General features: G+C 70.1%; 22 protein-coding genes and 1 pseudogene. 5 read left to right on the top strand and 18 right to left on the bottom strand.

Features of this window, described 5'->3' with window-relative positions; all coding sequences use genetic code 11:
* Positions 1-124: 124 nt before the first annotated feature.
* From IF22_RS0105310 to IF22_RS0105350, 9 genes are all read right to left on the bottom strand, one after another.
* Positions 125-1732, bottom strand: a complete 1608-nt coding sequence (locus IF22_RS0105310) for an ABC transporter ATP-binding protein (protein WP_051708191.1) — start codon at positions 1730-1732, stop codon at positions 125-127.
* Between the two features lie 189 nt (positions 1733-1921).
* The gene (locus IF22_RS0105315; protein ID WP_030329054.1) at positions 1922-2989 is read right to left on the bottom strand and encodes a BMP family lipoprotein; all 1068 of its coding nucleotides are present in this window, start codon (positions 2987-2989) and stop codon (positions 1922-1924) included.
* A 277-nt stretch (positions 2990-3266) separates the two neighbouring features.
* Positions 3267-3608 carry a hypothetical protein gene (locus tag IF22_RS0105320; RefSeq protein ID WP_030329055.1) on the bottom strand — a complete coding sequence of 114 codons (342 nt, stop codon included), beginning with the start codon at positions 3606-3608 and terminating at the stop codon, positions 3267-3269.
* Positions 3609-3677: 69 nt separating this feature from the next.
* The gene (locus tag IF22_RS0105325; protein WP_030329058.1) at positions 3678-5048 is read right to left on the bottom strand and encodes a hypothetical protein; all 1371 of its coding nucleotides are present in this window, start codon (positions 5046-5048) and stop codon (positions 3678-3680) included.
* A 4-nt stretch (positions 5049-5052) separates the two neighbouring features.
* Positions 5053-5463 carry a hypothetical protein gene (locus IF22_RS0105330; protein ID WP_030329060.1) on the bottom strand — a complete coding sequence of 137 codons (411 nt, stop codon included), beginning with the start codon at positions 5461-5463 and terminating at the stop codon, positions 5053-5055.
* Positions 5460-6182 (bottom strand): glycosyltransferase family 2 protein, encoded by a 723-nt coding sequence (locus IF22_RS0105335; protein WP_030329062.1) that lies wholly within the window; start codon positions 6180-6182, stop codon positions 5460-5462. The genes IF22_RS0105330 and IF22_RS0105335 overlap by 4 nt, the downstream gene beginning before the upstream one ends.
* A 167-nt stretch (positions 6183-6349) precedes the next feature.
* The gene (locus tag IF22_RS0105340; protein ID WP_030329064.1) at positions 6350-7237 is read right to left on the bottom strand and encodes a sugar ABC transporter permease; all 888 of its coding nucleotides are present in this window, start codon (positions 7235-7237) and stop codon (positions 6350-6352) included.
* Entirely contained in the window at positions 7234-8871 is a 1638-nt protein-coding gene (locus IF22_RS0105345; RefSeq protein WP_030329066.1) for an ABC transporter permease subunit, read from the bottom strand. Before IF22_RS0105345 ends, IF22_RS0105340 begins: the two co-directional genes overlap by 4 nt.
* On the bottom strand, positions 8871-10118 hold the full coding sequence (locus IF22_RS0105350; RefSeq protein ID WP_030329069.1) for a sugar ABC transporter substrate-binding protein: 1248 nt from the start codon (positions 10116-10118) through the stop codon (positions 8871-8873). The genes IF22_RS0105345 and IF22_RS0105350 overlap by 1 nt, the downstream gene beginning before the upstream one ends.
* Before the next feature lie 196 nt (positions 10119-10314).
* Here IF22_RS0105350 and IF22_RS0105355 point away from each other — a divergent pair, with 196 nt between their 5' ends.
* The 3 genes from IF22_RS0105355 (at position 10315) to IF22_RS0105365 (ending at position 13603) form a co-directional block, all read left to right on the top strand.
* Positions 10315-11361 carry a LacI family DNA-binding transcriptional regulator gene (locus IF22_RS0105355; RefSeq protein WP_030329071.1) on the top strand — a complete coding sequence of 349 codons (1047 nt, stop codon included), beginning with the start codon at positions 10315-10317 and terminating at the stop codon, positions 11359-11361.
* A gap of 32 nt (positions 11362-11393) precedes the next feature.
* Positions 11394-13025 carry a glycoside hydrolase family 13 protein gene (locus IF22_RS0105360; RefSeq protein WP_030329073.1) on the top strand — a complete coding sequence of 544 codons (1632 nt, stop codon included), beginning with the start codon at positions 11394-11396 and terminating at the stop codon, positions 13023-13025.
* 206 nt (positions 13026-13231) lie between these two features.
* Positions 13232-13603 carry a VOC family protein gene (locus IF22_RS0105365; RefSeq protein WP_030329075.1) on the top strand — a complete coding sequence of 124 codons (372 nt, stop codon included), beginning with the start codon at positions 13232-13234 and terminating at the stop codon, positions 13601-13603.
* 4 nt (positions 13604-13607) lie between these two features.
* On the opposite strand, the gene IF22_RS0105370 is transcribed toward IF22_RS0105365, so the two are convergent.
* From IF22_RS0105370 to IF22_RS0105395, 6 genes and pseudogenes are all read right to left on the bottom strand, one after another.
* Positions 13608-14045 (bottom strand): hypothetical protein, encoded by a 438-nt coding sequence (locus IF22_RS0105370; RefSeq protein WP_030329078.1) that lies wholly within the window; start codon positions 14043-14045, stop codon positions 13608-13610.
* A gap of 172 nt (positions 14046-14217) precedes the next feature.
* Positions 14218-14604 carry a GntR family transcriptional regulator gene (locus IF22_RS0105375; protein ID WP_036410852.1) on the bottom strand — a complete coding sequence of 129 codons (387 nt, stop codon included), beginning with the start codon at positions 14602-14604 and terminating at the stop codon, positions 14218-14220.
* Positions 14604-15530 carry a YihY/virulence factor BrkB family protein gene (locus IF22_RS0105380; protein ID WP_030329082.1) on the bottom strand — a complete coding sequence of 309 codons (927 nt, stop codon included), beginning with the start codon at positions 15528-15530 and terminating at the stop codon, positions 14604-14606. Before IF22_RS0105380 ends, IF22_RS0105375 begins: the two co-directional genes overlap by 1 nt.
* Positions 15531-15650: 120 nt before the next feature.
* Entirely contained in the window at positions 15651-16220 is a 570-nt protein-coding gene (locus IF22_RS0105385; protein WP_209444494.1) for a 2'-5' RNA ligase family protein, read from the bottom strand.
* A 25-nt stretch (positions 16221-16245) separates the two neighbouring features.
* Entirely contained in the window at positions 16246-17271 is a 1026-nt protein-coding gene (gene trpS, locus IF22_RS0105390) for a tryptophan--tRNA ligase (RefSeq protein ID WP_030329086.1), read from the bottom strand.
* Positions 17272-17430: 159 nt separating this feature from the next.
* A pseudogene (locus IF22_RS0105395) lies at positions 17431-18450 on the bottom strand (hemolysin family protein); the annotation flags it as partial.
* A 248-nt stretch (positions 18451-18698) separates the two neighbouring features.
* Here IF22_RS0105395 and galE point away from each other — a divergent pair.
* Both galE and galK read left to right on the top strand, forming a co-directional pair.
* On the top strand, positions 18699-19628 hold the full coding sequence (galE, locus tag IF22_RS0105400; RefSeq protein ID WP_245233550.1) for a UDP-glucose 4-epimerase GalE: 930 nt from the start codon (positions 18699-18701) through the stop codon (positions 19626-19628).
* A 115-nt stretch (positions 19629-19743) separates the two neighbouring features.
* Positions 19744-20913, top strand: coding sequence for a galactokinase (gene galK, locus IF22_RS0105405; protein WP_030329091.1), 1170 nt, complete (start codon positions 19744-19746; stop codon positions 20911-20913).
* Positions 20914-21173: 260 nt separating this feature from the next.
* On the opposite strand, the gene IF22_RS0105410 is transcribed toward galK, so the two are convergent.
* The 3 genes from IF22_RS0105410 to IF22_RS0105420 all read right to left on the bottom strand — a co-directional run bounded on the left by IF22_RS0105410 (position 21174) and on the right by IF22_RS0105420 (position 24319).
* Complete coding sequence (locus tag IF22_RS0105410; RefSeq protein WP_030329093.1) at positions 21174-22502, bottom strand: sulfate adenylyltransferase subunit 1; 1329 nt, start codon at positions 22500-22502, stop codon at positions 21174-21176.
* Complete coding sequence (cysD, locus tag IF22_RS0105415) at positions 22502-23413, bottom strand: sulfate adenylyltransferase subunit CysD (protein ID WP_030329095.1); 912 nt, start codon at positions 23411-23413, stop codon at positions 22502-22504. The genes IF22_RS0105410 and cysD overlap by 1 nt, the downstream gene beginning before the upstream one ends.
* Positions 23414-23488: 75 nt before the next feature.
* Positions 23489-24319 carry an inositol monophosphatase family protein gene (locus tag IF22_RS0105420; RefSeq protein ID WP_030329098.1) on the bottom strand — a complete coding sequence of 277 codons (831 nt, stop codon included), beginning with the start codon at positions 24317-24319 and terminating at the stop codon, positions 23489-23491.
* Between the last annotated feature and the right edge of the window lie 95 nt (positions 24320-24414).

Below are 24414 nucleotides of genomic sequence, written 5' to 3' on the forward strand. Positions count from 1 at the left end.
AGGCACCAACGCCCTGCAACACCGATTCACTCGCTGCCGCTCGCTCATGCCGTCACTCCGCTTCGCTGCGTGACGCCATGAGGCACCAACGCCCTGCAACACCGATTCACTCGCTGCCGCTCGCTCATGCCTCGTCCTCGCTCGCGGAGCCCGGGTCGCTCGCCGGGCTCCCGTCGGTGGCCGGCCCGTCGCCGGGCACGGCGTCCGTGTTGCGCTCGTTCGCCGCGTCCGGGGTGATGCCGGCCATCAGCAGGCCGATCTCCTCACGAGGGGTGTCCGGGCCGACGATGCCGATGATGCGACCGCGGTACATCACCGCGATCCGGTCGGCCAACCCGATCACCTCGTCGAGTTCGCTGGAGACCACCATGACGGCGGTGCCGACGTCCCGTTCGTGGATGATCTGGCTGTGGATGAACTCGATCGACCCGACGTCGACGCCACGGGTCGGCTGGGCGGCGATGAGGAGCTTCAGCGGCCGGGACAGCTCCCGGGCCACGATCACCTTCTGCTGGTTGCCGCCGGAGAGAGTGCCCACCGCCGCGTCGGCCGATGACGTGCGGACGTCGAACTGCTCGATCCGCTCCTTCGCCGAGGCGGCGATCGCGTCCGGCTTGAGCGCGAGCCCGGCACCGAACGGCGGCCGGTCGTAGATGTCCAGCACCAGGTTCTCCGCGACGCTGAACTCCTTGACCAGGCCGTCCACGCTGCGGTCCTCGGGCACGTAGCCGACGCCCGCCCGGAGCACCCGCTTGGGCTTCCAGCCGTTGATCCGGTCGCCGACCAGGCTGACCGTGCCGCCGAGCACCGGGCGTAGGCCCATGATCGCCTCGATCAGCTCGGTCTGACCGTTGCCCTGGACGCCCGCCACGCCGAGCACCTCACCCGCCCGCACGGTCAGGTCGATGCCGTCGACGGCGCGGATCTGCCGGTCGTCGTCGACGACGAGCCCGGACACCTCCAGCACCGGCTCGCCCGGAGTGGCCGGGGTCTTGTCGACGGTGAGCCGGACGTTGCGCCCGACCATCAGCGCGGCCAACTCGTCCCGGCTGGCCTCCGGCGAGGCGGTGCCCACCGTCTTTCCGCGTCGGATCACGGTGATCCGGTCGGCGATGGCCTTGACCTCGCCAAGTTTGTGGGTGATGAAGACGATCGACTTGCCGGCCGCCTTGAGCGACCGCATCACCGTCAGCAGTTCCTCGGTCTCCTGGGGGGTGAGCACCGCGGTCGGCTCGTCCAGGATGAGCAGGTCGACGTCGCGGGTGAGCGCCTTGACGATCTCGACGCGTTGCTGGATGCCGACCGGCAGGTCCTCGATCACCGCGTCCGGGTCGACCCGCAGGTTGTAGCGCTCGGACACCTCGGTGACCTCGCGCCGGGCCCGCCGCCGGTCCAGGAAACCGGCGATGCCGCCTCGGACCTGCTCGGCGCCGAGCATGATGTTCTCGGTGACGGTGAAGACCGGCACCAGCATGAAGTGCTGGTGCACCATGCCGATCCCGGCACCGATCGCGTCGGATGGGCCCTTCAGCTTCAACGGCTTGCCGTCGACCAGGATCTCGCCCTCGTCAGGCTGGTAGAGCCCGTAGAGCACGTTCATCAGGGTCGACTTGCCCGCGCCGTTCTCGCCGAGCAGGGCATGAATCTCTCCAGGCTCCACCGTCAGGTCGATGTGGTCGTTGGCGACCAGATCACCGAACCGCTTGGTGATGCCGCGCAGTTCGAGTCTCAGCGCAACCTCCTGGAGTGCGAGCGATGGTGCAGCCTAGCTGCCGTCAACCCGGCCGGAGCGGCCCGGCTGACGTGGTGCGCGATCGGCCGCTCCGACCCCACGGTCACCCGCAGGGCCGAAGCGGCCGATCGGTCGTACCTGTCCCCCGCCGACCTCCCCGATGATCTCACCGGGGGAGCCGTGCGGTTGTCACTTGGTCGGCTGAGCCTTCGAGGTGACGGTGATGGTGCCAGCGGCGATGTCCGCCTTGATCTTGTCGACCTCGGCCTTCAGCTCGGCCGGAACCTTGCTGTCGAAGTCGTGGTACGGGGCGATCGAGACACCGTTGTTGGCCAGGGTGCCGACGAAGCCCGGGTTGGCCGGAAGCTTGTCACCGGCGGCGGCCTTCACCACGGCCTCCTTGACGGCGTCCGGGATGTTCTTGACCACCGTGGTGATGATCGCCGAGCAGTCCGGGGTGCTCTCGCAGCCGTCGACGTCCACCCAGATGGTGCTGTACTTGCCACCCGAGGCCTTGGCGGCGGCGGTGGTGCCGAGGCCGGAGCCGCCGGCGACCGGCATGATGATGTCCGCACCCTGGGCGACCAGCGCGTCGGAGACCTTCTTGCCCTCGTCCTGCTTGTCGAAGGCGTTGGAGAAGGAGCCCTTCTGGGTCTCCTTGTTCCAGCCCAGCGCCTGGACGTTCTTGCCCTTGGTCTTGTTGTAGTGCGCGACGCCGTCGACGAAGCCGTCCATGAAGATCGTCACCGGCGGGATCGGCACCGCACCGTAGGTGGCCACCTTGCCGGACTTGGTCATTCCGGCGGCCAGGTAACCGGCCTGGAACGCGGCCTGCGCGGTGTCGAACTGCATCGGGTAGACGTTGGCGTCACCCGGGTTCGCGTCGACAATGCCGAACTCCTGGTTCGGGTTCGCCTTGGCGATCTTCGAGGTGGCGTTGGACATCAGGCCACCGACCGCCAGGATGAAGTCGCACTTCTGGTTGACGAACTGCGTCAGGTTCGGCTCGTAGTCGGCCTCCGCCTTCGACGCCACGTACTTGATGTCGATGTTGTCGTTGGCGGCCTTGGCCTCCTGCAGGCCCTTCCAGGCCGAAGCGTTGAACGACTTGTCGTCGATGCCGCCGACGTCGGTCACCATGCAGGCGCTGAACTTCTTGGCGCCACTGCCGGCGTTGTTGTCATCCTTGGGCGCCTCGCCACAAGCGGCGGCGGTGAGCGCGAGCCCACCCACCGCGAAGATCGAGGCGATCCGCATCCCACGCACCGAGCGCAAGACGTCTCCTTCCCATTGCTCACCGCGCCTTGTGCGGTGGCAGCCCATCAGCCGGCCTGCGGGTGTGCCGCCGGCTGTCCCACGTTACGGACGGGAGCGTACGCCCGCGTCCACCCACCGGCCGACAATCGTGCACGACTGTTGAGCGCCTGTTACCCGGGTGTAACCCTTGCGTGGGGCAAGTCACTCTTCGTGCTGGTAACCGAGCGCCAAGGTGTCCGCAACGTCCGTTTCCGGAGGCGCTCACCCTCCCCGGACGTTACCGCCAAAAGACCGCTACCGCCGCGTTGACCAGGGTCAGGCCGACGATTGCGAGGAAGTGACCACGGTTGACCGCGTCCCGCTTCCGGGAGAAGAAGACCATGACGAAGATCAGCAGCGCGATCACCAACTTCGTCACAAGTTTCGCCGGTGCCGGCTCGTCGCCGTCACGTAGCGGCGCGGACAGGCCCAGCCCGGTCAGCAACTGGATCACCGCGCCCCAGAGCATGGCCTGGTTGATCCGCAGCCGACCGCTGGCGTACTGGGCGATCGAGCCGCCGAGCAGCAGGGCGAACCCGATCAGATGGACGTAGAGGAGGATGAGTCTGAGAGCTTCCACGCTCGCCATACTCCCCTATGAACGACGGATCGTAGTAGCGGGATCCGCCGACAGGCGCGAATCAGTCGATCAACCGGTCGTTCCCGGGGTGGAACCGGACATGGCCGGCTCGCGCGGCTGGTCGAGCACCGTCTGCGACCCGGCTCGGCTGTCACCGCCGAACGCGACGGCGACCCATCCGGCAAGGCTCACCGCAGCCAGGAGCACCACCGGCAGCGTCACCCGGTTCACCGAGGTCGCCAGCCACCACTGGATCTCGTTCGGGCCGGACAGGTAGGTCCCGATCAGAACCGCCAGGTAGTAGCCGTTGGCCGCCCACACCCAGCCGTCCGCCGCCAGCCCGGCGGCATGACGCCGCCCCCGCAGGAAGAGGGTGCCGATCAACGCCACCACCGCGGCGCCCACCAGCAGCGGACCAACCACGTCCCACAACGCCGCGACGGTGAACTGGAAGCGTTCCACCACCCCCGCGTCCCGAGCATCCGAGGTGCCGCTGGTGATGTCCGACTGGGCGTCCAACAGGCGGGCCAGCACCGCCCAGGCACCCCCGGCCAGCACCGGCAGCCACACCAGCGCCGCCCGCCGCAGGTCGGCGCGGCCCCGCACGGTGACCAGCACGGCCAGGCCCGCGACGGCGATCAGCCCCTCGTTCTTACTGAGCGCCGCGACGGTCAACAGCACCAGCGGCACCGCGGGTCGGCGCAGCGGATCCGCACCGAGCAGCAGCGCCACCGCCGCACCGGCGAAGGCGGTGGACCAGAGCGCGTCGGCGAGACCACCGGTCACTGCGTACGGGACGTTCGCCCAGGTTGCCAGGCCCACCGCGATGGCCAGCGCCCAGGCCACCCGCGCGGACACCCGGTTCAGCGCGCGTCGGACCAGGTAGACCAGCATCGCGACCGCCGAGACGGTGACCAACGTGCCGACGAGCTGAGCGGTACGGAAGTCCGGCTCGACGACGCTCCACACGGCGGCGACGGGCGCGGAGGCGAACGGCGGGTAGTCGGTGTGCGAGAAGACGAAGGCGGGGCTGCCGATCGTCGCCCGCGCGTACTCGCTGCCGTTGGCGAAGTAGCCGGCGTGCAGCCACCAGATGGAGTGGGCGTCCCACTGGAAGGCCGGCTCGAAGATCATGAAGCACGGTGGGAGCAGTGGCAGCGCGATCAGCAGGGCGTGCGACCACCCCCCGTACGGTGCCGACTCGCCGGGGCGGCGCGACAGCCACCAGGCGCCGGCCGCCCCGGCGACCAGCACCAGCGCGAGCCAGAGCAACAGCGGACCGCCGACGACCAGCATCAGGACCACCGCGACAGTGCTCAGGAGCGCCGCCGTCACCGGCGCGAAGAGCACTGCGAGGAAGGGACTGCGCAGCACCGCGAAGGCCAGCGGAAAACCGGCGGCGAGGAGGGCGAGCACGGCGAGCATCGAGGTGAGAGCCATGTCGTCAGCCGACCTTCCGGACGACCAGCCGCACGCCCGGGCTGGTCGGCCGCTTCCGCTGCACCGTGGTCACGCCCACCGAGTAGTCCCGCGGACCCACCTGGACGACCACACATCCGCGCAGCACGGCAAGCTCACTCAACCGCTGTTGCCAGAGGTCCTTGTTCGCCCGGGCCGGGGTGAGCGAGATCCGGCTGCCGGCGGGCACCTGCTCGACGAACTGCTGCCAGAGCGTCTCCAGATCCACCTGATGCTGGAGGGCCGGAAGGTCGTGTTCCCGGTCGGTCATGAAGGCGACGCCACGACCGGTGGCCTGCACGGCGCCCTGGGCGGTCAGCAGGAGGCAGCCCACACCGACGAGCGCCACGACGACCCGGGCGACCGTGGTCGGGTCCCGACGCTTCGTGCTGGTCATCGGTCAGCGAGGGTCTTGGCGGGGATGCCGCCGGGACGACGCCGGGCTCGTTCCCGGCCCAGGATCCACAACGCCTCGATGCCGTCCCGCCAGGTGATCTTCTTGCCCTCCGCGCGGCCCCGCGCCCGGTAGGTGATCGGCACGTCGTAGGGGCGGATCTGCCGGCGCAGCAGCTTGCCGGTCACCTCGGCCTCCATGCCGAACCCACGCGACCGGATGTTCAACGACCGGAACAGCTCCACCGGCATCAGTTTGAAGCACGTCTCCACATCGCCGATGTAGGAATTGAAAAGAATGTTCGCCGCCGTGGTGACGCCGCGGTTGCCGACCACGTACCAGAAGCTGTAGGCGCTGTGGCTGCCGAAGGTGCGGTTGCCGTAGACGACTGTCGCCTGCCCCTCCAACACCGGCGCCAACAGCTGAGGGATGTCCTGGGGGTCGTACTCCAGGTCGGCGTCCAGGATCACCATGTACTCGCCCCGGGCGTTGTCCACAGCGGTCCTGATCGCCGCGCCCTTGCCCGCGTTGCGCGGGTGGGTCACGACCCGCAGCCGCGCGTCATCCATTCGACCGAGGATCTCGGCGGTCTCGTCAGTGCTGCCGTCGTCGACCACCACGATCTCGATCTCGCACGGGTACTGCACGGCGAGGGCCTGCTTCAGGGCCTCCCCGACGCGTTCCGCTTCGTTGTAGACCGGCATCAAGATCGACAGTTGCACGAGAGTCTCCCCGGGAACAGCACCGGACGGCGGATGAAGGGCGGCGGGCCACCAGCGGCCAGTGAAACAAAAGCGCCACACGTTCGCTGGCCCGCTCTCGCTGAGCAACGTCAGCACGGCGCCGGAGCACCCTACCGCGCCCCACCGGAGATCGACCGCCCCCGGTCTCACCCCTTGACGGCTCCCGAGGTCAGCCCGGAGACGATGTACCGCTGGAGAAACTGGAAGACCAGCACCGTCGGGATCGCGGTGAGCAGGGTGCCGGCCGCGAAAATGCCGAAGTTGTTGTTGCGCTCGTTGCCCTCCAACAGGCCGTACATCCCCACCGCCAGGGTCTTGGAGTCGCTACTGGTGAGGAAGACGTTGGCCATCAGGAACTCGTTGATGGTGCCGATGAAGGCCAACAGCCCGGCCACCGCCAGGATCGGCGCCACCAGCGGCAGCATGATCCGGAAGAAGACCTGGGCGTGCGACGCGCCGTCCATGGTCGCCGACTCGTCCAACTCCCGGGGCAACGTGTCGAAGAAACCCTTCATCAGCCAGGTGTTCACCCCGAGCGCGCCACCCAGGTAGAGCAGCAGCAGACCCCACGGGGTGTTGAAACCGATCGACGGCCACAGGTCGGTGATCGTGCCGAAGATCAGATAGATCGCCACGATCGCCAGGAACTGCGGAAACATCTGCACCAGGAGCAGCGACAGCAGCCCCACCCGCCGGCCGCGGAACCGCATCCGGGAGAAGGCGTACGCGGCGAGCGCCGAGAGGAACACCGACGCGAACGCCGCCAACCCGGCGATCAGCAACGAGTTGAGGAACCACCGCCCGAAAGCGGTCCGCTCGAACAACCCACCGACATTGTCCAGCGACACCCCGCCGGTCGGCACCAACTCGGTGGTGGACAACGTACCGAGCGGGTTGAGTGCCGCGGACACCACGAACACGATCGGGAACAGGCTGAACAACACGGCGAGCACGGCGACCAGGTGCCGCCAGCCGACCTGGGCGAACCAGCGGCCACGCCGCCGGCCGGCCTGGTTGAGGTTGAGGCTTGTCACGCGTACACCTCTTCCTGTTTGCGGGTCCGCCGGAAGCCGACCGCGGAGACCACCGCGACGATGGCGAAGATGAACACCGAGATGCCGGCGGCGAAGCCGAGCTGCGCCCCCTGGCCGCCGAAGGCGAGCCGATAGGTGTACGTGATCAGCAGGTCGGTGGCGCCGTTCGTCGGGTTGTCGGCGGGGAAGGGCGCACCGTCGGTGGTCAGGTAGATCGCGTTGAAGTTGTTGAAGTTGAACGCGAACGACGAGATCAGCAGCGGCGAGAGCGCTACCAGCAACAGCGGCAGGGTGACCGCGCGGAAGGACTGCCAGGGTGACGCCCCGTCGACCGAGGTGGCCTCGGTCAGCTCGCGCGGGATGGCCTGCAACGCACCGGTGGCCACCAGGAACATGTACGGGTACCCGAGCCAGAGCTGCACCAGGATGACCGCGAAGCGGGCCGTCCACGCCTGACCGAACCAGTCAACGTCCAGCCCGAACAGGTTGTTGATCAGCCCGAAGTCGGCGTTGAACATGTCCCGCCAGGCCAGCAGCATCGCGAACGACGGCATGGCGTACGGCAGGACCAGCAGCACCCGGTAGAGATTGGTGCCGCGCATCCGGGCCGAGTGCAGCGCGACCGCGATCAGCATGCCGAGCAGGAACGTCCCACCGGTGGAGCCGATGGCGAAGGCGAAGTTCCAGATCAGGGTGCTGAGGAAGGGGCCGGAGACGTTCTTGTCGGTGAGCACACGGGTGAAGTTGGTCAGCCCGGCGTTGACCTTCCAGCCCTGGGCCAGCCGCTCACCGTCGGCGGCGACGAAGGCACCCGCCTCGTCGTCGGCGGTCCAGGTCCGCCCGGTCTCGGCGTCGCGGACGCAGTCGCAGGCGGCGTCGTACGCCCGCACCGCCTTGCCCTCGTACGCGCGGGACAGGCCGCTGGAGCGCAGCGCGCCACCGGGGGTGGGCACCACCAGGTCGGTGATCTCCTTGCTGCGGGAGCTGGCCTGGCCGATGTTCAGCACTGTGTACCCGGCGGCGGCGGTGACCCTCCCGCCGGTGGCGACCGTGACGTCGGCACTGTCGAGTCGGCGCAGCCCGTCGCTGTCACCGACGGAGACCGCGCCGGTGCCCGGGTCGGTGACCAGGAAGACCAGCGCACCGGTGGCCGGGTCGCCGGTGGTGGCGATCGTCAGGGCGTACTCGGCGGATCCGGGTACCTGGGTGACCGACGAGGACTCGATGGCGACGATCGCGTCGTCCTTGCTGCCCCGGTGCCCGTCCCCGAAGTTGGTGAAGGCGGTGCTGGCGGTGTAGAGCACCGGGATGACCTGGAAGGCGATCAGGAACAGGGTTCCCGGGACCAGGTACTTGGCGGGGACGTGCCGACGGGTGAGGTACAGGTAGAACAGCCCGGCGGTGGACGCCACCAGCAGCGCCAGGCCGACCCACATCTCGGCGGCGACGAGCGGGAACGCCGCCCAGACGGCGACACCGGCGGTCAGGCCGAGCAGGAGCACCTTGCCGGCGAGCCCGGTGAGGGTGATCGGCGCGTGGTCACGTGTGGCACGGGAGCGCGGGGGTGGGGAGCCGGCGGGCTCCCGGCCCGGGGCCTGCGTGGCAGACCCCGGGCCGGACAGCGGCGTACTCATTACTTGATCTGGCCGGAGATCGTCTTGCCGGCGGCGGTGATGGTGCTGGTCGGGTCCGCCCCACCGATGACGGCGGCCTCGGCCTTGCCGAACGGGTCCCAGATCGCGGCCATCGCCGGAATGGCCGGGAGCACCTGCCCGTTCCTGCCCGCCTCCTGGAACTTGGCCAGGTCCGCGTCGGCGCCCTTGACCTGGTCGAGGGCGGCGGTCAACGCCGGCGGCCGGGGCTCGGCGTTGTACAACGCGACAGCCAGCTCGGGCGTGGTGGTGTAGTTGGCCACGAACTCCTGGGCCAGCGCCTTGTTGGTGCCCTTGGCCGCGACGTAGAACGCCTGCACGCCCACGAACGGCTGGGCTTCCCTGCCGCCGGCGAAGCCGGGGATCGCCGAGATGTCGTACGAGATGCCGGCCTTCTTGACGTCGGCCACGGCCCACGGTCCGGAGACCAGGTACGCGCACTTCTTGCCGGTGAAGGTGGCGATCGAGTTGGTGTCCGCGATGGAGCGCTTGAGCACACCCGCGCCCTTCTCGCCGAGCGCGCCGATCTTCTTGAAGGCCTCGATGGACTCGGGCTTGCCCACGCCCAGGTCCTTCGGGTCGTAGTCGCCGTTGGCGCCGGTGCCGAAGAGGTATCCGCCGGCCGAGCTGTAGAGCGGGTAGATGTGGTAGGCGTCGCCGTTCTGGCCGACCTGGAGGCAGAGCGTCTCGGTGACCTTCTTCGACGCCGTGAGCTGCTTGCCCTTGGCGACCAGGTCCTCAATGGTCTTCGGCGCCTCGGGGGCCAGTTCGGTGTTGCGGATCAGCGCCAGGTTCTCCTGCGCGTACGGCACGCCGTAGAGCTGGCCGTTGAAGGTGACCGCCTTGACGGCTGTCGCGTTGAAGGCGCTCTTCTGGTCGGCGGCGAGCTGCACCGGGTCGATGGCGCCGTTCTGCACCAGGTTGCCGATCCAGTCGTGTGCGCCGACCACGACGTCCGGCCCGCTGCCCTGTTGGGACGCGGTGACGAAGTTGGTCTGCAGGTCCTTGCTGACGGCCTGGACCTCGACGGTGACGCCGTTCTCCTGGCCGAACTTCTCGGCGAACGGCTTGAGGGCGGCGGTCCGCTTGTCGTCCGCCCAGATGACCATCTTGCCGCCGGCTGCCTTGGGGGTGTCCTTCGCGGCCGGCTCGTCGCTGTCGCCACCGCAGCCCGAGGCGGCGAGCGCCAGGGCGAAGAGGGCGACCACACCCGCGGTACGGATGCGCATCGGTGCTCCTGTCGTCATGGCGGGTCCGCCGGGGGAGGGCGGCCGGCCAGTGGAAAGTCTGGAAGTTCTTGCCAACCGACGCATGATGTTGCGCCGCTGCTCGCGCATGTTGCGGGGACGTTAGCAAGACGTTGCAGATTATGGAAGGGCTTGCAAAGCACTCCGCAAGAACTTGCCGGTGGGCTAAAGTGCCGCCATGCGCGCTCGACTGTCCGACATCGCCCAGCAGGCCGAAGTCAGCGAGGCCACGGTGTCGCGGGTGCTCAACGACCGCCCCGGCGTGGCAGCGGAGACCCGCCAGGCCGTCCTCACCGCCCTCGACGTGCTCGGATACGAGCGCCCGGCCCGACTGCGTAAGCGCAGCGCCGGCCTGGTCGGCCTGGTGGTACCGGAGCTGGACAACCCGATCTTCCCCGCCTTCGCCCAGGTCATCGAGTCCACCCTGGCGCAGAGCGGGTTCACCCCGGTGCTCTGCACCCAGACCGCCGGCGGGGTGACCGAGGACGAGTACGTGGAGATGCTGCTGGACCGGCAGGTCTCCGGGATCGTCTTCGTCTCCGGCCTGCACGCCGACACCGCCGCCAACCACGACCGCTACCGGGCGCTGCTCGCCCGGCCGTTGCCGGTCGTGATGATCAACGGGTACGTGCCCGGCATCGGCGCACCCTTCGTGTCCTGCGACGACCGGGAGGCGGCCGAACTCGCCGTCGCCCACCTGGTCGCGCTCGGACATCGGAGGATCGGCCTGATCACCGGCCCGGACCGGTTCGTCCCGGTGCAGCGCAAGGTCGCCGGCTGGCGATCCGCGATGACCCGACTGGCCGGCGTCGCCGAAGCCGACCTGGGCCCACTCGCCGAGCTGTCACTGTTCGGAGTGGAGGGTGGCGAGGCGGCGGCCGGGCGACTGCTGGACCGCGGCGTCACCGGTGTGGTCTGCGGCTCCGACCTGATGGCGCTCGGCGCGGTCCGGGCCGCCCGCCAACGCGGCCTCAACGTGCCCGACGGCCTCTCCGTGGTGGGTTACGACGACTCACCGCTGATGGCCTTCACCGACCCGCCGCTGACCACCATGCGGCAACCGGTCACCGCGATGGCGGTGGCCGCCGTCCGGGCACTGGTGGACGAGATCAACGGGCACGGCGCCCCGCATTCGGAGTACCTGTTCCGCCCGGAGCTGGTGGTTCGCGGCTCCACGGCTGTCGCACCGAGTTCCGCACGCCTTTCTTACGCAAGATCTGCTTGACTCTTGCAGCGGCCGGCCGGCATATTGCTCGAATGATCAGCGCCGCCACCCCACCGCCCGCCGCCGACGACTGGTGGCGTTCCGCGGTCGTCTACCAGGTGTACGTCCGCAGCTTCGCCGACAGCGACGGCGACGGCATCGGCGACCTCCAGGGCATCCGGCAGCGCCTGCCGTACCTGCGCGACCTCGGGGTGGACGCGCTCTGGCTGACCCCCTTCTACACCTCGCCCATGATCGACGGCGGGTACGACGTGGCCGACTACCGCGACGTCGACCCGATGTTCGGCACCCTCGACGACTTCGACGCGATGATCACCGACGCGCACGCCCACGGCCTGCGGATCATCGTCGACCTGGTGCCCAACCACACCTCCAGCGCGCACCAGTGGTTCACCGCCGCGCTCGCCGCCGGCCCCGGCTCACCGGAGCGGGCCCGCTACCTCTTCGCCGACGGCCGGGGCGCGCACGGCGAGCTGCCCCCGAACGACTGGGAGAGCATCTTCGGCGGCCCGGCCTGGACGCGGATCCCTGACGGTCAGTGGTACCTGCACCTGTTCGACCCGTCGCAGCCCGACCTGAACTGGCGCCACCCGGAGGTCCGCGCCGAGTTCGAGGACGTGCTGCGGTTCTGGCTGGACCGGGGCGTGGACGGATTCCGCATCGACGTGGCGCACGGCATGATCAAGGCGGAAGGGCTGCCGGACGTCGGCTTCAGCTCGATGACCACCGGCCAGCGTCAGGTCGAACTGCTCGGCAAGGGCCGGTTGCCGTACTTCGACCAGGACGAGGTGCACGAGATCTACCGCGCCTGGCGGCCCATCCTGGACAGCTACCCGGGCGGCCGGATGGCGGTCGCGGAGGCATGGGCCGAGACGCCGCAGCGGCTGGCCCGCTACATCGGCCCGGACGAGTTGCACCAGGCGTTCAGCTTCGACTTCCTCGACGCCACCTGGTCGGCCGACTCGTTCCGCAAGGTGATCGACACCGCGCTGGCCGAGGCGACAGTGGTCGGGGCGCCCACCACCTGGGTGTTGTCCAACCACGACAAGCAGCGGCACGTCACCCGATACGGCGACGGCCCCGAAGGACTGCGCCGAGCCCGCGCCGCCAGCCTGCTGATGCTCGCCCTGCCCGGCTGCGCCTACCTCTACCAGGGCGAGGAGTTGGGCCTGCCCGAGGTTCTCGACCTCCCCGACGAGCTACGCCAGGATCCGGCGTTCCTGCGCACCGGCGAGAGCCGGGACGGCTGCCGGGTGCCCATCCCGTGGAGCGGCGAGTTGACCCCGTACGGCTTCGGGCCGGCCGGCAGCGAGCTGAGCTGGCTACCCGCCCCGGCCCTCTGGCAGACGCTCTCCGTCGCCGCGCAGACCGGCGTGCCCGGCTCCACCCTGGAGCTGTACCGGGCGGCACTGCGGATCCGGCACGACCATCCCGCGCTCGCCCTCGACGCCGACGGGGTCACCTGGCGGGAGAGCGAACCGGGCGTGCTGGCCTTCTCCCGTACCGCCGGCACAACCGTGCTGACCTGCGTGGTCAACCTCAGCGGCGCACCGGTCCTGATCCACGGGTACGGCCAGCCGCTCGTCGCCAGCGACGAGCTCACCGAGCAGGGCACCGGTCATCTGCTGCCCATTGACGCGGCAGTCTGGTTGGAACAGCGCTGAACGGGTAACTCGTTCTCGACCTGGTCGTTCGTCGTGCCCCGCGCCGGCGGGCGACTGGGCTACCGACCCCTTGTGGTGGGGGGTGAGGTGCCACCGGCGCCGCGCGGAGTCCGCTCCGCGTGGCGCCGGTGTCCGTAGCCGGCCGGTGGTGTGGCCCGCAGGGGCCGCGGGTACGGAATCGGGCACCGTCGTTACGGAGGTGCCCCATGGTGGTACGGATCGCCCAGTGCACGCTCGACGTCGAGGACCTGGACGTGATGGTCGCGTTCTGGTCGACGGCCCTCGGCTACGAGGTCGAACGGGGTGACGACGGCAGCGCCAGGCTCCGTCCGCCCGGGCCGCCGTCCGCCACGGCGCCCACCGTGTGGTTGCAGGGCTCGGGCACCGCCAAGCGGGGCAAGAACCGGCTGCACCTCGACCTGGTCGCGGACGCGGACCCCCAGGCCGAGGTACGGCGGCTGCTGAGCCTCGGCGCGCGGCACGTCGACGTCGGGCAGACCGGGGCCGAACAGTTCACGGTGCTCGCCGACCCGGAGGGCAACGAGTTCTGCGTGCTGGACCGCGCGCCAACCCGCTGAGCCCTCACTTCGCTGTCAGCAACGCCGCGATCCGGGTGAAGCCGGCACGCACCTCGGCCTCGTCCGGCGGTTCGGCGGGCTCACCGTGACCCGCCTCGTCGGCTGCCGCGTCCAACTCCTCGTCGATCACGTCCTCGAAGTCCCCGTACAGGTCGGCCCCCTCCACCTGACGGGCCTCGTCCTCGGCGGCGACCTGCGCGGCGGCGATCTCGCTGCGGATCTCGTCGGGGGACAGCGCCGGCAGCAACGGCTCCACCACGGCCACCAACTGCTCCTCGGCCACCACCGCCTCGGCCAGGGCCAACGCGTGGGGGCGCTCGTACGGCCCGCAGACCACCGGCTCCCACTCGTCGAGGTCACCGAGCGGACCGAAGGTGATGATCCACGGCAGGCCGAGCAGCGGTGAGTCCGCCGGCAGGTCGAGTGTCATGAGTGCGCCCACCGGCTCATCATGGTCCGCGAACGCGAGCGCCGATGCGGTTCTCCGCTGTTGTCGCCCGTCCGGCGGTCCTCCGGCGCTCGTTCGGCGGTCCTCCGGCGCTCGTCCGGTGGCCCTCCCGCGCTCGTTCGGTGGTCGTTCGGCGGCTGTCTCGACGGCCGTGTTGGCCGGCCGGTCAGCCGGGACGGACAGCGTCCAGAGCGGCGCGGACCAGGGCGAGCGCCGTGGCCGGGGGCACACCGAGCCGAGCCGCCTCCGCCGCGTAGCCGGCCGCCGCCCGCTGGAGACGGTCGACGGCGTCGTCCCGCCCCGGAGCGACGAAGGTGCCATTGCGTCCCCGGGTCTCCAACAGCCCGGCCGTCTCCAACTCGCGGTAGGCGCGAGCCACCGTGTTCGCTGCCAACCGCAGGTCAGCGGCGAGCTGCCGGACGGTCGGCAGCCGAGTGCCGACCGGCAACCGGCCGTCGCCGATCAGCTCGGCCAGCTGCACCCGCACCTGCTCGTACGGGGGCACCGGCAAGTCCGCATCGACCGAGATCAGCACCTGCCCGCCTTCCGTCATCAGCCCGCCCCGCCCGGCGTACCGGGGTCGATGCCCTCGTCGACATCCTTCGGCGGCGCCGGGGTCTCCGCGAGATCCACGACCCGACCGGTGGTGCTGGTCGCGAGGAGCGCCGCGCCGAACAGCACCAACTGGTTGAGCAGGTAGAGGTAGAGCAGCAGACCGACGGCACCGGCCACCACGGTGTACGCCGGATTCCGCTCGGTCCGCACCACGTAGTATCGCCCGACCGTGTTCAGCAGGGTGATACCGATCGCCACCAGCAACACCACCGGGCGCAGCCGGGAGCGGCTCATCCGCAGCCGGGGCACGGCGAGCAGCAACGCGGTGGCGAGCACGGTGTTGACCAGCACGCTGAGCACCGCGCTGATCGTGGTCAGACCGACCGAGCCGGTGCTGCGGAGCAGGAAACGCAGCAGCGACTCCAACGCGTCGACCGCCGCGACCGACACGCCGAGCAGCACGAAGACGCCGATCATCACGCCCAGGTCGACGAGCCGCCGCACCACCAGGTTGCCCGGCTGCTGGTTGAGCCGGTACATCAGTCGCTGCGAGGATCGGATGGCCTCCACCCAGCCGATCCCGGTGAAAACCAGGATGACCAGGCCGACCACACCGACGGTGCCGCTGGAGTTGGCGATCTGCTCGGCGTCCAGGAACGGCAGATTCTCCTTGAGGAAGTCGGCCGCCGCCGCGCTGACCTCGTCGTTGTCCTCCAGGATCGCGCCGAAGACGGAGAACGCGACCAGGGCGAGGGCGAACACCGCGAAGAAGCCGTAGTAGGCGATGGCGGCGGCCAACCGGCCGGCCAGCACCTCGCCGTACAGCACGCCGGCCCGCCACACGTGGTCGAAGAGGCTCGACCGGTGGCGCGCGCCGCTCACCCAGCGGTCGATGCCCGCCTCGATCCGGCCGATCACGTTCACGCGATCATCCTCGCCGATCTCCCACCGCTGTAGTGGCAACCAGCTTCCCCTGCTCGCCGGCCGGCGCGTCGCCGCGCTTCAGTCGCCGCGCTTCAGTCGCCGCGCTTCAGTCGCCGCGCTTCAGTCGCCGAGGCAGAAGTCCCGGCGTGGCTGCCACCTGGTCTGCCCGCTGTGCGAGAAGAGGGTGAACGCGCCGACCTCGAACACCGCGGAGAAGTCGGCGAGATCCTCGTACACCTTGTCCAGGGCCTCCGGTGCCACGTCCTGAGCCACTGTGACGTGCGGATGGTACGGGAATCGGAGCTCCCGGTGCAGGCCGGGCGTCGCGGCGATGGCCGCGGCCAGCAACTCGCACTCGCTGATCCCGGCGGCCACCGCGACGAACACCACCTGGGTGACCGGACGGAACGTGCCGGTGCCCCGCAGGTGCAGCGTGAACGGCAGGTGCGCGGCGGCGACGGCGGCCAGGTGCCGCTCGACCGCAGGCAGGTTGGCCGTGCGGATCTCGGTGGGACCGAGCAACGTCACGTGCGCGGGCACCGCCAGCGGATCGCCGGCCTCGATCCGTCGCCGGGTGAGCTGGGCACCCCACGGCTCGGGGATGTCCACCGCGATGCCGATCTGGATGGTGTCGCCGGTCGGCGGCACCCCGCCACTGCGATCCACGCTTCGCGCCGCCCCTCCGACCACCGACCCGTCCACCTGTACCGCGGACCTACTCGCCGCGCACAGGCGGGAAGAACCCGACCCGCTCGTACGCGGACCGCAGGGTCGCCGCAGCCACCGCGCGGGCCTTCTCCGCGCCGGCCGCGAGCAGCTTGTCCAACTGCGCCGGATCGTCCAGGTAGGTGCGGGTGCGCTCCTGGATCGGCCGGACGAAGTCCGTCACGACCTCGGCCAGCTCCTTCTTCAGGTCGCCGTAGCCTCGGCCCGCGAACGCGGCCACCAACTCGTCGATGCTGCGGCCGCTGAGCGCCGAGTGGATGGTCAACAGGTTGGACACGCCCGGCTTGGTCTCGGCGTCGAAGACGATCTCCCGGCCGGTGTCGGTCACCGCCGAACGGATCTTCTTCGCGGACCGGGCCGGATCTTCGAGCAGGTCGATGATGCCGGCCGGCGAGGACGACGACTTCGACATCTTCGCGGTCGGGTCCTGCAGATCGGTGATCTTGGCAGTGTCCTTGACGATGTGTGGCGCGGGCACCGTGAACGTGGCGCCGAACAGCGAGTTGAACCGCTGGGCCAGATCCCGGGAGAGCTCCAGGTGCTGGCGCTGGTCCTCGCCGACCGGAACCGCGTTGGCCTGGTAGAGCAGGATGTCGGCGGCCTGGAGGACCGGATAGGTGAACAGCCCGACGCTGGCCCGCTCGTTACCCTGCTTCTGCGACTTGTCCTTGAACTGGGTCATCCGGCTGGCCTCGCCGAAGCCGGTGATGCAGCCGAGCACCCAGGCCAGCTGCGGGTGCTCGGGCACCTGCGACTGGACGAACAGGGTGCTGCGTTCCGGGTCCAGCCCGACCGCGAAGAGCTGGGCCGCGGCCACCCGGGTCCGCTGGCGCAGCAGCGCCGGGTCGTGCCCCGCGGTGATGGCGTGCAGGTCCACGACGCAGTAGAACGCGTCGTGGGTGTCCTGCAGGGCTACCCAGTGCCGCACCGCGCCCAGATAGTTGCCGAGGTGGAACGAGTCGGCTGTCGGCTGGATGCCGGAGAAGACGCGGGGCCGGGCGGGAACGTCGGACATGGCGATAATTCTGTCAGCAAGCAACCCGGTCCGTCATGACGGGCCGGCGGGTCGGCTCCGGCCCGCCGATGCCGGGGTGCTGACCTCGCGTGCTTCGCCCGCGCCAACCCGGTGCGTCGACCCGACCGTGACCCGCCGGTGCTGCCCGGCGACCGCCTCCCCGGCCGACTCCGAGCCGCCCGCCGAGGCCGGCACAGCGTCGTACTCGCGGCGCGGCTCGGTGCCGCGCGCGGCGGAGACGGCGAGTTGGGCCACCCGGCGGCCGTCCAGCGTGAGCACCCGCAGCAGCCAGCCGGCCGGCAACTCGGCCGGATCGGGAGCGCCGACGTCGGCGGGCTCAGCGGGCACCGGCACCTCGTCGCCGGTCACCGGAAGCCGACCCAGCGCGGCCATCACGAACCCACCCACCGTCTCGTACGGGCCGGCGGGTAGCGCCACCCCGGTCCGCTCGGCGAAGTCAGCGAGGTTGAGGCGACCGTCCACCACGGCGGGCAGGCCAGCGTGCACCGGGTCCGGGGCGGCGTCGTACTCGTCGTGGATCTCACCGACCAGCTCCTCGATGAGGTCCTCCAGGGTGACGATCCCGGCCGTGCCGCCGTACTCGTCCACCACCACCGCGAGGTGCTGGCCCTCCCGCCGCATCTCGGTCAGCGCGGCGAGCACCCGTTTGCTGCCGGGGAGCCGCTTCACCTCCCGGGCCAGCTCACCGACGGTGAGGCACGGGTCGGCGTCCGGGCGCAGCAGCACGTCCCGGAGGTGTACGAAGCCGATCACGTCGTCGTGGGTGGCGTCGGTGACCGGGTAGCGGGTGTGTGTTTCGGCGCGGACCAGTCGGGCGGCTTCGCCGATGGTCAGCCGCGCCGGCAGGAAGACCACCTCGGTGCGCGGCATCATCACCTCGCGGATCAGACTGGCACCGGCCACCAGGACCTCGTCGATGATCCGTCGCTCGTCCGGGTCGAGCACCGTGTTCGCCGCGACCAGGTCCCGCAGATCGGCCTCCGAGATGCGCTCCCGGCCGGCCGTCGGACCGGTCCCGAGCAGGTCGGTGACGAGTCGGGTGGCACCGTCCGCCGCGCGGACGAGCACCCGGGCGACGGCCCGGGCGAGCGGACCGGGGTCGCGGCGGGGGTGTGCCCGCGCGCGTCGCCGGAGCCCGGTACGGGCCACTTCCCGCATGACAGAGATGGTAGACACCGTGGGCCCGCCGCACCGGCCATCCGGCGGAGCGGCCACAGATGTTCGGCTCTGTTTAATCGTGAAAGATTATGATGGAATGGGTTGCCGGTGGTGTCGGCGAGGATGCCGGCCACCGCCCTAGTGTGATCACCCAAAGGGCCACGTCCCGGGCGGGCCAGGCAGGAGGCAACGACGTGAAACTGCTCGTCACCGGGGGCGCCGGCTTCATCGGGAGCGTGGTGACCCGGATGCTGCTCGACGCGGGCCACCAGGTGGTCATCCTGGACGACCTCCGCACCGGCCACCGCGAAGCCCTCGCCCCGGACGCCACCCACGTCGAGGCGTCCATCCACGACGCCGCCCGCGTCATCACCGCCGACGCCGGCTTCGACGGGGTGCTGCACTTCGCCGCCCTCATCGCCGCCGGCGAGTCGATGATCAAGCCAGAGTTGTACTGGCGGAACAACACCGTCGGCACGCTCGCCCTGATCGACGCCGTCCGGGCGGCCGGGGTGCCCCGGATGGTCTTCTCCTCCACCGCCGCCGTCTACGGCAACCCCACCGAGCTGCCCATCACCGAAAACGCGGTGAAGGCGCCCACCAACACGTACGGCGCCACCAAACTCGCCGTCGACATGGCACTCACCTCCGAGGCGATCGCGCACGGGCTGGCCGCCGTGTCACTGCGCTACTTCAACGTGGCCGGCGCCCACCTTGCCGGCGACATCGCGCTCGGCGAGCGGCACGACCCGGAGACGCACCTGATCCCGATCGCGCTGGACGTCGCCGCCGGCCGGCGGGAGAAACTCCAACTCTTCGGGGACGACTACCCCACCGTCGACGGCACCTGCGTCCGCGACTACATCCACGTCGCCGATCTGGCCCGCGCGCACCTGCTGGCGCTGGACGCGGCCACCAGCGGCCAACACCGGATCTACAACCTGGGCAACGGCAACGGCTTCACCAACCGGCAGGTCGTCGACGTGGTCCGCGAGGTCACCGGGCACCAACTGCCCGTCGAGGTCGCCCCGCGCCGCGAGGGCGACCCGGCCGAGTTGGTCGCGTCGTCCACGCTGGCCCGCGAGGAGCTGGGCTGGGTGCCGCAGAAGCCGACCCTGCACGACATGGTCGGGGATGCCTGGGCGTTCTACCGCACGCACATCCTGGGCCAACAGTGAGTGCGAGGAGTGAGCCGGGTTTGCGAGCCCCGCAGCCGCGAACAAGGAGACAACCGTGAGTGCGAGGAGTGAGCCGGGTCTGCGAGCCCCGCAGCCGCGAACGAAGGGAGACACCGTGACCCATCCGGCCGATGATGTCGCCGAGCGGGCCGCGGCCGGCTTCTCCGCACAGTTCGGCGGGCAGGCATCCGGGCGCTGGGCGGCCCCGGGCCGGGTCAACCTGATCGGCGAGCACACCGACTACAACGAAGGCTTCGTGCTGCCGTTCGCCCTGCCGATGCGTACCGTCGTCGCCGCGGATCAGCAGGACGGGGAGCACTGGACGGTCTGGTCCGAGCTCTCCGGCGAGACGATCACCTTCGGCGCGGACGACGTCGCCGAGCCGGGCCGGGTCACCGGCTGGGGCGCGTACGTCGCGGGTGTGGTCTGGTCGCTGCGCGAGGCGGGTCATCCCGTGCCGGGTGCCCGGCTGGCGATCGCTTCCGACGTGCCGCTGGGTTCCGGGCTCTCCTCCTCGGCCGCGCTGGAGTCAGCCGTACTGGCTGCCCTGCTCGACCTCGGCGGGCTGGAGCTGGCCCCGGAACTGCAACCCCGGCTGGCACAGCGGGCAGAGAACGTCTACGTGGGTGCGCCGACCGGCATCATGGACCAGTCGGCGGCGATCCGTTGCCGGGCCGGACACGCCCTCTTCCTCGACTGCCGCGACGAGTCGGTCGAGCACATCCCGTTCGACCTGGACGCTGCCGGCTTGGCCGTGCTGGTCATCGACAGCCGGGCACCGCACCGCCACGCCGACGGGGAGTACGCGGCCCGCCGCCGTTCCTGCGAGGCCGGCGCCAGCGCGCTCGGGGTTGCCGCGCTGCGGGATGTGGGCATCGACCAGCTCGACGCCGCGTTGGCTCAGCTCGACGACGAGGAGACCCGGCGTCGCGTCCGACACGTGGTCACCGAGGACCAGCGCGTACTCGACACGGTGGCGCTGCTGCGTGCCGCCCGGGTCCGCGACATCGGCCCGCTGCTGACGGCCTCCCACGTCTCGATGCGCGACGACTTCGAGATCACCGTGCCGGAGATCGACACCGCTGTCGAGGCGGCGTTGGCGGCAGGCGCGCTGGGCGCCCGGATGACCGGTGGCGGCTTCGGCGGATGCGTGCTCGCCCTGATCGAGGCCGACCGCGCCGACGAGGTCGCCGCCGCCGTGACCGACGCGTACGCGGCGCAGGGTTTCACCGCCCCCACCACCGTGACGGTCCTCCCCTCCCCCGGCGCCACCCGCCTCCCCTAACCCCCACACCCCACACCCCCAGGTTGATCAAGAAGTTTGCGTCACTTTCAGCCCGCATCCTGACGCAAACTTCTTGATCACCGGGCTGGGCTGGGCTGGGCTGGGCTGGGGGATGGAGATCGTGCTTGTTCAAGGAAGTAGTGGCCTCGCCCGGCGGGCGAGGCCACTACTTCATGGATCGAGCGCGATCTTGGGGCGGGCGCGCGGGCGCGACAGCGCGGGCGTTCGTGGGCCGTTGGTGGGGTGGGGGCCGAGAGGGGCTAGCTGGCTTCGACGATCATGGCGGCGCCTACCGTACGGTTGGTTGCCTCGTCGATGATGACGAAGCCGCCGGTGGTGCGGTTGCGGCGGTACTCGTCGGCCAGCAGCGGCACCGTCGTGCGCAGCCGCACCCGGCCGATCTCGTTGAGCCGCAGTTCGTCGGCCGACTCGTCGCGGTGCAGCGAGTTGATGTCCAGCCGGTAGTGCAGCCCGCGCACGATCGCCCGAGCCGACCGGGTGGTGTGCTTGATCGCGTACCGACCGCCAACCCGCAGGGGGGCCGTCTCGTCCATCCAGCAGACCATCGCCTCGATGTCCTGGGCCACCGCCGGCGCGTTGTTCGGCCGGCAGATCAGGTCCCCTCTTGAGATGTCGATCTCGTCGGCCAGTCGTACCGTGACCGACATCGGCGGGAACGCCTCCGCGACCGGCCCGTCGGCGGTCTCCACGGCGGCGATCCGGCTGGTGAAGCCGGAGGGCAGCACCATCACCTCGTCACCCGGCTTCAGCACCCCGGAGGCGACCTGACCGGCGTAGCCGCGGTAGTCGGTGACGGTGGTGGACTGCGGACGGATCACGTACTGCACCGGGAACCTGACGTCGACCAGGTTGCGGTCGCTCGCGATGTGCACCCGCTCCAGGTGGTGCAGCAGCGAGGGGCCTTCGTACCACTGCATGTTCTCCGACCGGGACACGATGTTGTCGCCACGCAGCGCGGAGACCGGCACCACGGTCAGGTCCGGTACGTCGAGCTTCGCCGCGAACGCGGTGAACTCGTCGGCGATCCGCTCGTAGACCTCCTGCGACCAGTCGACCAGGTCCATCTTGTTGACACAGAGGACCAGGTGCGGCACCCGCAGCAGGGAGCAGAGGAACGCGTGCCGGCGGGACTGCTCGACCAGGCCCTTGCGCGCGTCCACCAGGATCAACGCCAGGTCCGCCGTCGATGCTCCGGTGACCATGTTGCGGGTGTACTGGATGTGGCCGGGGGTGTCGGCGATGATGAACTTGCGCCGGGGGGTGGCGAAGTAGCGGTACGCCACGTCGATGGTGATGCCCTGCTCCCGCTCGGCACGCAGGCCGTCGGTGAGCAACGCCAGGTTGGTGTATTCGTCGCCGCGGGCCGCGCTGACCGCCTCCACGGCCGCCAACTGGTCGGTGAAGAGCGACTTGGTGTCGTAGAGCAGTCGCCCGATCAGGGTCGACTTCCCGTCGTCGACGCTGCCGGCGGTGGCGAACCGCAGCAGGTCCATGGCCCGGGCCTCCGGCCCGGCCCCGGCAACAGCCCGGCCATCCGCGTCCGCGGAGGCCATGATCTCGGTGCTCATCAGAAGTAGCCCTCCCGCTTGCGGTCCTCCATGGCGGCCTCACTGACCCGGTCGTCACCACGGGTGGCACCGCGCTCGGTGATCCGGGTGGCCGCCACCTCCTCGATGACCTTCTCCACGGTGTCCGCATCGGAGCGGACCGCGGCGGTGCAGGAGGCGTCGCCGACGGTGCGGTAGCGCACCTGGGCCTTGAACCGCTCCTCACCCGCGCGGGGGCGGAAGAACTCGTTGACGGCGTAGAACATGCCGTCCCGTTCGACCACCTCGCGCTCGTGCGCGTAGTAGATCGACGGCAGCGGGATGCGTTCCCGGGCGATGTAGTGCCAGACGTCCAGCTCGGTCCAGTTGGACAGTGGGAAGACCCGGATCGACTCGCCCGGGTGGTGCCGGCCGTTGTACAGCGACCACAGCTCCGGCCGCTGGTTCTTCGGGTCCCACTGACCGAACTCGTCGCGGAAGCTGAACACCCGTTCCTTCGCCCGGGCCTTCTCCTCGTCCCGGCGGGCGCCACCGAACAGCGCGTCGAAGCGGTGCTTCTCCACCGCGTCCAGCAGCACCGGCGTCTGGATCCGGTTGCGCATGCCGTCGGCGGACTCCCGGACCATGCCGCTGGCCAGGGCCTCCGGCACGCTCGCCACGACGAGTTGCAACCCCAGCTCGGCGACCCGCTGGTCGCGGTATTCCAGGACCTCGGGGAAGTTGTGCCCGGTGTCGACGTGCATGACCGGGAAGGGGACGTTGGCCGGGGCGAACGCCTTCTGCGCCAGCCGCAGCATGACGATCGAGTCCTTGCCACCGGAGAAGAGCAGCACCGGCCGTTCCATCTCGGCGACCACCTCGCGCATCACGAAGATGCTCTCCGCTTCGAGGGCGTCCAGGTGGGAGACCTGGTACGCCGCGGGGGTGGTCATGACACCGGCTCGATTCGCTCGCTCATCCGATTTCCAGACCTTTCCGGTCGGGCATGTCAAGAAAGTGCGCTCAGGCTACCCGGAATGTTTCTGCAGCGCTGCAAGCAACCGGGTGGCGAGATCCTTGCGACAGACCAGGAGGTCGGGCAGTCGCGGATCCGCCTCGTTGTATTTCAGCGCAGAACCGTCGATCCGGGAAGCGTGCAGTCCGGTGGCCGTCGCCACAGCGACCGGGGCCGCCGAGTCCCACTCGTACTGCCCACCTGCATGGATGTACGCGTCCACCTCGCCGGTGACCACGGCGGCGATTTTCGCTCCGGCCGAACCCATCGGCACCAGGTGCGCGCCGACGTCCTCGGCCAGGTCGGTCAGGAAGACCGGCGGCCGGCTCCGGCTCGCCGCGAGGCGGATCTTCCGCTCGCCGGCGGTCGCCGCCTCCACTGTCATCGGCGGGTACGCCGGCGGGTAGTCGGTGCCCAGCACCCGGTGCTGCGCCGGCAACCCCACCGCCCCGGCGACCAGCCCGTGCGGACTCGGCGCGTTGCGTGCCCAGAGTGCCACGTGCACCGCCCAGTCCGAGCGGCCCTCCTCGGAGAACTCCCGGGTGCCGTCCAACGGGTCGACGATCCACACCCGGTCCGCGGTCAACCGCGACACCGCCCCGGTGTTCACCTCCGCGGCCCAGGCCAACCGCGACCCCTCGTCCTCCTCGGAGAGCACCGCGTCACCCGGACGCCACTTCGCCAACTCCGTGCGGATCAGGTCGTGCGACACCTTGTCCCCGGCCGACTTCAGCGCGCCGGTGTCGGCGAAACCCATCTCGGTGCGCAGGTCGAGCAGCGCCTGCCCGGCCCGGGACGCCAACCATCGGGCGAACGCGCCATCGATCATCGGAGGACTGCTCATCTGCCCGCTCCCGTCGCCTCGCCGCGCTGCCCGCACGGGCCGATCCGCCGCGACTCGCGTCGCCGGTCGCGGCACGCCGAAAGGCGCAGACTACC

This window comes from Micromonospora parva, from assembly GCF_000718515.1.
Classification (GTDB): Bacteria; Actinomycetota; Actinomycetes; order Mycobacteriales; family Micromonosporaceae; genus Micromonospora; species Micromonospora parva.

Excerpts from the sequence above, each read along its gene's own strand:
- IF22_RS0105350 (WP_030329069.1), bottom strand. The coding sequence starts at position 10,118 with ATGCGCATCCGTACCGCGGGTGTGGTCGCCCTCTTCGCCCTGGCGCTC.
- IF22_RS0105315 (WP_030329054.1), bottom strand. The coding sequence starts at position 2,989 with ATGCGGATCGCCTCGATCTTCGCGGTGGGTGGGCTCGCGCTCACCGCC.
- cysD (WP_030329095.1), bottom strand. The coding sequence starts at position 23,413 with ATGACCACCCCCGCGGCGTACCAGGTCTCCCACCTGGACGCCCTCGAA.
- galE (WP_245233550.1), top strand. The coding sequence starts at position 18,699 with ATGCTGCTCGACGCGGGCCACCAGGTGGTCATCCTGGACGACCTCCGC.
- IF22_RS0105375 (WP_036410852.1), bottom strand. The coding sequence starts at position 14,604 with ATGACGGAAGGCGGGCAGGTGCTGATCTCGGTCGATGCGGACTTGCCG.
- IF22_RS0105410 (WP_030329093.1), bottom strand. The coding sequence starts at position 22,502 with ATGAGCACCGAGATCATGGCCTCCGCGGACGCGGATGGCCGGGCTGTT.
- IF22_RS0105360 (WP_030329073.1), top strand. The coding sequence starts at position 11,394 with ATGATCAGCGCCGCCACCCCACCGCCCGCCGCCGACGACTGGTGGCGT.
- IF22_RS0105355 (WP_030329071.1), top strand. The coding sequence starts at position 10,315 with ATGCGCGCTCGACTGTCCGACATCGCCCAGCAGGCCGAAGTCAGCGAG.
- IF22_RS0105365 (WP_030329075.1), top strand. The coding sequence starts at position 13,232 with ATGGTGGTACGGATCGCCCAGTGCACGCTCGACGTCGAGGACCTGGAC.
- trpS (WP_030329086.1), bottom strand. The coding sequence starts at position 17,271 with ATGTCCGACGTTCCCGCCCGGCCCCGCGTCTTCTCCGGCATCCAGCCG.
- IF22_RS0105345 (WP_030329066.1), bottom strand. The coding sequence starts at position 8,871 with ATGAGTACGCCGCTGTCCGGCCCGGGGTCTGCCACGCAGGCCCCGGGC.
- IF22_RS0105330 (WP_030329060.1), bottom strand. The coding sequence starts at position 5,463 with ATGACCAGCACGAAGCGTCGGGACCCGACCACGGTCGCCCGGGTCGTC.
- IF22_RS0105420 (WP_030329098.1), bottom strand. The coding sequence starts at position 24,319 with ATGAGCAGTCCTCCGATGATCGATGGCGCGTTCGCCCGATGGTTGGCG.
- IF22_RS0105325 (WP_030329058.1), bottom strand. The coding sequence starts at position 5,048 with ATGGCTCTCACCTCGATGCTCGCCGTGCTCGCCCTCCTCGCCGCCGGT.